The 8,406-nt window shown below is 66.6% G+C and carries 7 protein-coding genes and 2 pseudogenes; 1 reads left to right on the plus strand and 8 read right to left on the minus strand.

The window, feature by feature from the left end; all coding sequences use genetic code 11:
* The 5 genes and pseudogenes from DI606_RS18445 to DI606_RS18465 all read right to left on the minus strand — a co-directional run.
* Positions 1-329: pseudogene (locus tag DI606_RS18445) on the minus strand (hypothetical protein); the annotation flags it as partial.
* Between the two features lie 69 nt (positions 330-398).
* Complete coding sequence (locus DI606_RS18450; RefSeq protein ID WP_066707943.1) at positions 399-653, minus strand: hypothetical protein; 255 nt, start codon at positions 651-653, stop codon at positions 399-401.
* Between the two features lie 62 nt (positions 654-715).
* A complete protein-coding gene (locus DI606_RS18455) occupies positions 716-2,203 on the minus strand; it encodes an efflux transporter outer membrane subunit (RefSeq protein WP_293985336.1) in 1,488 nt (495 codons plus the stop codon).
* A gap of 1 nt (position 2,204) precedes the next feature.
* Positions 2,205-5,408, minus strand: a complete 3,204-nt coding sequence (locus tag DI606_RS18460) for an efflux RND transporter permease subunit (RefSeq protein WP_293985337.1) — start codon at positions 5,406-5,408, stop codon at positions 2,205-2,207.
* 6 nt (positions 5,409-5,414) lie between these two features.
* Positions 5,415-6,617 (minus strand): efflux RND transporter periplasmic adaptor subunit, encoded by a 1,203-nt coding sequence (locus tag DI606_RS18465; protein ID WP_066707949.1) that lies wholly within the window; start codon positions 6,615-6,617, stop codon positions 5,415-5,417.
* A 63-nt stretch (positions 6,618-6,680) separates the two neighbouring features.
* Between DI606_RS18465 and DI606_RS18470 the strand changes: the two genes are divergently transcribed.
* Positions 6,681-6,875 (plus strand): hypothetical protein, encoded by a 195-nt coding sequence (locus tag DI606_RS18470; protein ID WP_293985338.1) that lies wholly within the window; start codon positions 6,681-6,683, stop codon positions 6,873-6,875.
* Between the two features lie 110 nt (positions 6,876-6,985).
* Here the strand turns inward: DI606_RS18470 and DI606_RS18475 are convergent.
* From DI606_RS18475 to DI606_RS18485, 3 genes and pseudogenes are all read right to left on the minus strand, one after another.
* A pseudogene (locus DI606_RS18475) lies at positions 6,986-7,063 on the minus strand (IS6 family transposase); the annotation flags it as partial.
* A gap of 89 nt (positions 7,064-7,152) precedes the next feature.
* Positions 7,153-7,533 (minus strand): hypothetical protein, encoded by a 381-nt coding sequence (locus DI606_RS18480; RefSeq protein ID WP_293985339.1) that lies wholly within the window; start codon positions 7,531-7,533, stop codon positions 7,153-7,155.
* Positions 7,534-7,678: 145 nt separating this feature from the next.
* Positions 7,679-8,218 carry a DUF1269 domain-containing protein gene (locus DI606_RS18485; protein ID WP_293985340.1) on the minus strand — a complete coding sequence of 180 codons (540 nt, stop codon included), beginning with the start codon at positions 8,216-8,218 and terminating at the stop codon, positions 7,679-7,681.
* Between the last annotated feature and the right edge of the window lie 188 nt (positions 8,219-8,406).

Raw genomic sequence — 8,406 nt, forward strand, 5'->3', positions numbered from 1 at the left:
GACACCGATACGCACTGCGCACCGGCACGGCGGGCATTCTGGAACAGTTCGTTGATGACGTCGAAGGCGGTGTTGTTGAACAGCCGCGTCACCTTGGAGTTCGCAAAACCCGCGCCGTCATGCCGGACTTGTTCCGGCATCCACGTTTCGACACACCGGCAAGCGTCTGATTTGCGGCACAGTGGACCCCGGAACAAGTCCGGGGTGACGGAGAGAAGCGGCGGGAATACCGACTTTTCAACGGTCTCGCGAAGGCCGGAGGCCATGGTGCCGCAAAAATAACGGACCTTGCGTCCGCGGACACATGGATGCCGGATCAAGTCCGGCATGACGGAGGCGCCTGACGGATGTCCGACGCGAACGCGCCGTGATGCGCGCCCGCCGCCGACCTCGCCCGCTCAGATGCGGCGGTGTTTCCCGCCGTAATGCTTGCCGATGTAATCGCCGATCTTCGCCATCTCGTGCGCCGCGGCGTTGGCCGCCTGGGCGCAGCACGGGATCGGATCGCGCTCGGCCTGGGCGGCGCGCATCGCCACCCGGCTGCACAGATCCTCGATATCGGCGCGCGACAACAGGTTCTTTTCCCGCATCACGCACAGCAGCGTCTGCAGGATCACCATCGCCTCGTCACCGTTGCGCTCTTGCGGCATCATCGGCTCATCCTCTCGTCTAATGAACGAGAGTGTACGCCAAACGGTCCGTTACGCAATATGGATCAGTTGAGTCCCCCGCCCAGCCGCCGGTACAGTTCCACCAGGTTGCTGGCCTGCGCCAGCCGCGTCGTCACCAGCTGCTGCTGCGCGGCGTAGGCGGTGCGCTGCGCATCGAGCGAGATGAGGAACGAATCGACCCCGGCGCGGTAGCGCGCGGTCGACAGCCGCGAGGTGACGTTGGCGGCATTGGCGCGCGCGGTCTGCGCCGCCACCTGCTCGCCGATCGTGCCGCGAGTCGCCAGCGCATCGGATACCTCTCGGAACGCGGTCTGGATCGCCTTTTCGTAACTGGCGACCGCCGCCTGCTGCGACGCCTTGGCGTAATCGAGGTTCGCCGCGTTGCGCCCGCCGTCGAACAGCGGCAGCGCCACCGACGGCGCGCCGGTGTAGGTGAACGACCCGCCGCCGAACAGCCCGGACAGCGCGGTCGAGATCGTCCCGATCGTCGCGGTGAGCGAGATGCGCGGGAAGAACGCCGCACGCGCCGCGCCGATATTGGCGTTCTGCGCGATCAGCTGATGCTCGGCCTGCAACACGTCGGGACGGCGCAACAGCACCTCCGACGAGACGTTGCCGGGCAGCGCGTCGCGGGTCAGCGGACGATCGCCCAGCCCGGTCGGCAGCTGTTCGGCGGGCACCGTGGTGCCGACAAGCAGGTTGAGCGCATTCTGGTCCTGCGCGATGCGCGTCTGGAGCGCGGCGATATCGTTGCGCGCCGACTGGTAGTTGGTTTCCGCCTGCCGCGCCTCCAGTTCGGAGGCGACGCCGACGCGGAACTGCGCCTGGGTCAGTCGCTGCGTCTCCTCGAACGCCTTCAGCGTATCGCGCGACAGCTGCAACTGCTCCTGGTCCGACGCCAGCGTCAGCCACGCGGTCGCGATCTCCGCGATCAGGCTGATGCGGGTCGCGCGCTGCGCCTCCTCCGACGCGAAATAGCTTTCCAGCGCCGCGCGGTTCAGGTTGCGCACGCGGCCGAACAGGTCCAGCTCGAACGCGGAAAAGCCGGCGTTCACCGAATAGAATTCGATGTTCGACGATCCGGTCCCGACCGCCGCACCGGCGCCAGCACCGGCACCGGCGCCCGCTCCGGCCCCGGCACCCGCCCCTGCACCGCCGGCCGCACCGGCCGCGCCGAACAGGTTGTTGGTAAATGTCCCCGAACCGGAGATCATGGTATTGGGGACCAGATCGGCGCGCTGGACGCGATATTGCGCGCGCGCCTGCAACACGTTGGCCGCCGCGATGCGCAGGTCGCGATTGTTGGCCAGCCCCAGCTCGATCACCCCCTGCAGCCGCGGGTCGAGGAAGAAATCGCGCCAGCCGATCTGCGTCACGTCGGGCGCATCGGTCGCCGCGCGCGGATAGACCCCGCCCTGCGGCAGCGCGGCCGGGACCGCGCCGTCGGGGCGCTGGTATTTGGGCGCCAGGTTGCAGCCCGCCAGCGCGGTGGTGAGCGCCAGCAGCGCCACGAAGGAAGTACGGCTCGTCACATCAGGCTCCTTCATGAGCCGGTCGGGGGTGGTCGCCCTGCGGACCGGCATCACCGTCCGCATCGCGTTGCGCCTGGTCGCCGGCCTTCCCGTCATGCTCGTGGCCGAACAGCCGCAGGACGACGACGAAGAACACCGGCACCAGGAAGATGCCCAGCACCGTGGCGGACAGCATCCCGCCCACTACCGACCGGCCGATCGCATTCTGCCCACCCGCGCCCGCGCCCGTCGATACCGCCAGCGGCAGCACGCCGAACACGAAGGCGAGCGAGGTCATCAGGATCGGGCGAAGCCGCAGCTTCGCGGCCTCGACCGCGGCGTCGAACGGCTTCATCCCCTCGGCGATCCGCTCCTCGGCGAATTCGACGATCAGGATCGCGTTCTTCGCCGCCACGCCGATCGTGGTGATGAGGCCAACCTGCAGGTAGATGTCGTTGTTCAGCCCGGTCAGCCACGCCGCCAGCAACGCGCCCGCCACGCCCAGCGGCACGACCAGCAGCACCGAGATCGGCACCGACCAGCTTTCGTACAGCGCCGCCAGGCACAGGAACACGATCAGCAGCGACAGGGCGTAGAGCGCCGGCGCCTGCCCGCCCGACAGCTTCTCCTCATAGGACAGGCCGGTCCATTCCAGCGACGTACCCGGCGGCAGCTTGGCATGGATCGCCTCCATCGCCTTCATCGCCGCGCCCGTGCTCTGCCCCGGCGCGGGCGAGCCTTGCAGCTGCATCGCCGGCTGGCCGTTGTAGCGGGTCAGCGCGACCGGCGCATTGGCCCAGGACAGGGTGGTGAACGCGGTATAGGGCACCATCTGGCCATCGGCACCGCGCACGAAGAACGACCCGATATCCTCCGGGCGCAGGCGATAGGGCGTATCGGCCTGCACATAGACGCGCTTCACGCGCCCGCGGTCGATGAAGTCGTTGACATAGGCGCCGCCCCAGGCGGTCGAGATGGTCGAGTTGACCTGGCTCAGGTCCAGCCCCAGCGCGCGCGCCTTGTCCTCGTCGACGTTGACCTTCAGCTGCGGGGCATCCTCCAGGCTCAGCGGGCGCACCTGCGCCAGCGTCTTGTCCTGCATCGCCATGCCCAGCATCATGTTGCGCGCCTGGGTCAGCCGTTCGTGACCGATCCCGCCGGTGTCGACCAGCTGGAGGTCGAAGCCGGTGGCATTGCCCAGTTCCTGCACCGCCGGCGGCACCAGCGCGAAGATCAGGCCGTCCTTATACTGGCTGAACGCCCCCATCGCGCGCCCGGCGATCGTCTGCGCCTTGTTCGCGGTGCCCGAACGGTCCTCCCACGGCTTCAGGTTGATGAACGCCAGCCCGGTATTCTGCCCCTGCCCGGCGAAGCTGAAGCCGTTGATCGTGAACACGCCCGCGACATTGGCCTTCTCGGCGCCCAGGAAGTGGTTGCGCACCAGATCCAGCCCCTTGTCGGTGCGCCCGCTGGTCGCCCCCGACGGCCCCTGCACCAGCGCGATGACGGTGCCCTGATCCTCATCGGGCAGGAAGCCCGACGGCAGCCGCACGAACAGCAGCGCGACGCCCGCGACGATCAGCAGATAGACCAGCATCGACCGCTTCCAGCTGCGCGCGGAACGCCGCACGCCCTGCTCGTAATGACGCTGACCGTTGTCGAACTTTTCGTTGAACCAGCGGAAGAACCGCGCCAGCAGCCCGTTGCTCTCCGCCTTGTTCGGGTCGTGCGGCTTCAGGATCGTCGCGCACAGCGCCGGGGTCAGGATCAGTGCGACCGCCACCGACAGCACCATCGCCGACACGATCGTGATCGAGAACTGGCGATAGATGACGCCGGTCGATCCGCCGAAGAACGCCATCGGCAGGAACACCGCCGACAGGACGAGGCCGATGCCGATCAGCGCGCTGCTGATCTCGTCCATCGACTTTCGCGCCGCTTCCCTGGGACTGAGGTGTTCGGTGACGATCAGCCGCTCGACATTCTCCACCACGACGATCGCATCGTCGACCAGCAGGCCGATCGCCAGCACCATGCCGAACAGCGTCAGCGTGTTGATGGTATAGCCGGCCACCGCCATGATCGCGAACGTGCCCAGCAGCACCACCGGCACCGCGATCGTCGGGATCAGCGTCGCGCGCCAGTTTTGCAGGAACAGGAACATGACGAGGAAGACGAGCACCACCGCCTCGACCAGCGTGTGGATCACCTGCTCCACCGACAGGCGCACGAACGGCGTGGTATCGTAGGGGTAGACCAGCTTGACGTCGGCCGGCAGCGACTTGGCGATCTGCGCCGCCTGTGCCTTCACCGCCTCGACCGTGGACAGCGCATTGGCGCCCGCGGCCAGCTTCACGCCGAAGCCTGCGGCATATTTGCCGTTATACTTGGTGTCGAAGCCGTAATTCTCCGCGCCCAGCTCCACCCGCGCGACGTCGCGCAGCCGCACGACCGCGCCCGCCGCATCGGTCTTCAGCCGGATGTTGCCGAACTGCTCGGGCGTCTGGAGCCGCGACTGGACCGAGACGGTCGCGTTCAGCTCCTGCTCCTTGGGCGACGGCTGGCCGCCGATCTGGCCGGCGGAAACCTGCGCGTTCTGCGCCTGCACCGCGGCCGACACGTCGGCGATCGTCAGCTGATAGCTGTTGAGCTTGAGCGGATCGACCCAGATGCGCATCGCATATTGCGCGCCGAACACCTGCAGCTCGCCCACGCCGTTGACGCGGCTGATCGGGTCCTGGAACTTCGACACGATCATGTCGGCCAGGTCGTTGGCGGTGTGCGAATTGTCGTCGGAATAGATGCCGACGATGACCAGGAAGTTCGCCGCCGACTTGGCGACCTGCAATCCCTGGCGCTGCACTTCCTGCGGCAGCAGCGGGGTCGCGGCCTGCAGCTTGTTCTGCACCTGGACCTGCGCGATGTCCGGGTCGGTGCCCTGTTCGAACGTCAGCGTGATCGTCAGCATCCCCGCCGACGAGGACGAGGACGAGAAATAGCGCAGGTTGTCGATCCCGCGCAGCTGCTGCTCGATCACCTGGGTGGTCGTGCGTTCCAGCGTTTCGGCATCGGCGCCCGGATACATGGCGTTGATCGTCACCGCGGGCGGCGCGATTTCCGGGAATTGCGCGATCGGCAGGCTGCGGATCGCGATCGCGCCCGCCAGCATGAGCACGATCGCGATGACCCATGCGAAGATGGGCCGATCGATGAAAAAGCGTGACATGGGGCGTTACTTCGCTTGCGCCGCGGGCTGGCCCTGGCCGGGCTGGCCCTGCCCCTGGGCCGGGGCGGCGTTGGGATTGTACGGCACCGCCTTCACCGGCATGCCGGGGCGCAGCATCATGCCGCCCTCCACGATCACCTTGTCGCCCGGCTTCAGCCCGCCGGTCACCAGCCAGTCGTCGCCGATCGTGCGCGACGTCGTCAGCGGGCGCGGCTGCACCTTGCCATCGGGGCCGACGACCATCGCGAGCGCATTGCCCTTTTCGTCGCGGCTGACCGCGCGCTGGGGCACCAGCATCGCATTGGCCTGCGTCCCCTCGACCAGCTCGGCGCGGACGTACATGCCCGGCAGCAACAGCGCGCGCGGGTTGGGGAACAGCGCGCGGATCGTCTGAGTCCCCGTCGCGGGATCGACGCTGACGTCGGCGAACTGCAACGTCCCCTCGATCGGATAGACCGACCCGTCGTCCAGCCGCAGCCGGACGCGCGCCGCACCGCCGCCGCGCGACAGGTCGCCGGCGGCGATCTTCTGCCGCAGCTTGAGCAGGTCGGCGGCCGATTGCGGCACGTCGACATAGATGGGGTCGAGGCGCTGGATCGTCGTCAGCGCATTGGCCTGTCCCGCGGTCGCGAGCGCGCCGGTGGTCGCCACCGAACGCCCGATGCGCCCGGAGATCGGCGCGCGGACGGTGGTGCGCGCCAGGTCGATCTGCGCCGAGCGCAGCGCGGCGGACTGCGCCGCGACGTCGGCCTGCGCCTGCTGCGCCTGCGTCAGGGCGTTGTCGTAATCCTGTCGCGAGATGGCATTGATCTTGACCAGCTCGCCATAGCGCCGCTGGAGCGCCGAGGTGGAGGCGATCGCGGCGCGGGCGCGCGCCAGCGCGGCGCGGGCATTGGCGACCTGCGTCACATAGGGTTGCGGGTCGATGCGGTAGAGCGCCTGCCCCTTCGACACCTGATCGCCCTCACGGAACAGCCGCGCGGTGATGAGGCCGCTGACCTGCGGGCGCACCTCCGACGTCTCATACGCGGTCAGCCGGCCGGGGAGCGTCGTCGTCAGCGTTACCGACTGCGGCTGCACCGTCACGACGCCGACCTGCGGCGGCCCTGCCTGCGCCTGCTGCTGCTGTTGCGCGGCCTCCTTTCCACCACCGCACGCGGCGAGCGGGAGGAACAGCAGCGCGGCAAACGCGTACCCCTTGTATGTCATGCGAATCTCGTTCTAAAGTGTGAGTGATCGCTCACTCACAAATGCTGCTACTGCGAACAACCCATGCCGTCAACCTGCATCACCCGGCTGGCGCTCGGCGGGATGGAGCTACAGCGCCTCTCGATGTGGGCCGGGCACTCGGACGTCTCGATCACCGCCAAGCGGTACTCCCACCTGGACGCCTCGGCGCTCGCGGGCGGCATCGGCATCCTCGGCACGGTTCCCACTGGCGGGGACAATTGGACGCCGTTTCCCTAAGGGCGCTCGACAAGCCGATGGCATGCGCGACCGCAGTCAACGGTACGTCGAGGTCGCCACGCTCTGACAGCAGCCGGATCGTTTCGTCGATCGCACGACGAGCAATATCAAACCGGATATCGCAGATAGAAAAACACAGCGAACAAGATCACCGATTTAGGATAATGCGCGCCCTTGAAGTCAACCATCGTCACTGTCCAAGCATGCCTGCGAAGTCACCTCATACAGCGCCGCATCATACCGGGCTACACGATGCCCGAAATATTTGCGACAGAACCTAGGTGACGGGATCGACGGCCATGAAATGCTGGCTCGGATCGGGCGGAAGGCGCGTGGGCCGTTCCAGCTGGCCGAGAACATGCGTGGGCGGAACGAGGACATCCACCGACGCGAGCCCAAGCGTTCGGGCCCGGTTGGCCGACAGCAAAGCACCCGGCTCGTCCGAGGGGGCCCGCGTGCTGGTGATGAAGATGCGGTGGCGTGTGCTGAGCGCCTCCGCCTCGGCCCGAAGCTCTGGATTGTCGATGCCAATGATCTCCGGCGGGCGGCTGCAGCCTACCAGAACCAGCAGGGCCAGGGTCACAAGGATAAACGTGAAACGACTGAAATCGACCGAAACGCGCATGATCATGATCTGGGTTCGCACGATCTCTTCCATGGTGACGGGTTTACACCTGAAGCACCACAGTCGGACGAGTTGCGCAGGTTGTCCAGAGAATGCTTGCTCGGCGAAAGGCCGATGCCCGGATTGCATCGGCCTGACGATCCTTGCGCCGAAGCGCCGTGTTGCAGCCCGACGCGCCTCAGCCCGCCGCAGACACGTCCCCCGAAAGCGCGGGCCCGGCAAGAAGAGCGCGCAACTTGTCTTCCTGTTCCTTCGACAGCGATGTCTTGAGAATGCGCGGCTCGTACTGTTTGATCTCGGCGACGACCTTGTCGGTCGTTGCCTTTGCCACATACACGAAAAGTGCCGATGTTCCGGGCTTGATGGTCTCGCCAAGATCCTTGATGAACTGGTCGTTTATTCCGTAATCCGACAGCCGACCGCTCAATGCACCCATCGCGGCGCCCGCCATGCCGCCAATCGCGAAACCCGCCATCGGATTGAGGACAAGCAGACCGACAAGAGTGCCGACCAGCGCCCCCGTGCTCAGCCCGCTGCTCGCGCCGATCGCGGTCAGATTGACGGATTGCTTGATCTGTATGTCCCCTTCCTCGGGGCGGATGACAACCACGGCATCGAGCATGTCGATCAGATGCTCCTTGCGCAGTTCGCGCAATTTGCCGAGCACGATGTCAGCCGTGTCAGTTCCGTCAAAATCAAGTACTACGAGGTCGGCCATACTGGGCACTCCTATTCATCCGACATTCCCCAAGTGGCCTGCCGCTTGACTTCAAGATCGCCTGATTTTGCTCGCTGGGCAAGCGTTTCTCGCCCCGAGCGGTGTCTGTCGTCGCGCAAACGGCCGAAGTCGGGTGGATCAAGCCTCGAACCCGCAGCATTCTGGCCCGGCAGAGCCGCTTTTCCGCG

Origin of the sequence: Sphingobium sp. (assembly GCF_003248505.1) — a bacterium.
GTDB lineage: Bacteria > Pseudomonadota > Alphaproteobacteria > Sphingomonadales > Sphingomonadaceae > Sphingobium.

What these genes read in the sequence shown, in the direction of transcription:
- DI606_RS18465 (WP_066707949.1), bottom strand. Translation starts at nt 6,617, where the DNA reads ATGACATACAAGGGGTACGCGTTTGCCGCGCTGCTGTTCCTCCCGCTC.
- DI606_RS18460 (WP_293985337.1), bottom strand. Translation starts at nt 5,408, where the DNA reads ATGTCACGCTTTTTCATCGATCGGCCCATCTTCGCATGGGTCATCGCG.
- DI606_RS18480 (WP_293985339.1), bottom strand. Translation starts at nt 7,533, where the DNA reads ATGGAAGAGATCGTGCGAACCCAGATCATGATCATGCGCGTTTCGGTC.
- DI606_RS18485 (WP_293985340.1), bottom strand. Translation starts at nt 8,218, where the DNA reads ATGGCCGACCTCGTAGTACTTGATTTTGACGGAACTGACACGGCTGAC.
- DI606_RS18450 (WP_066707943.1), bottom strand. Translation starts at nt 653, where the DNA reads ATGATGCCGCAAGAGCGCAACGGTGACGAGGCGATGGTGATCCTGCAG.
- DI606_RS18470 (WP_293985338.1), top strand. Translation starts at nt 6,681, where the DNA reads ATGCCGTCAACCTGCATCACCCGGCTGGCGCTCGGCGGGATGGAGCTA.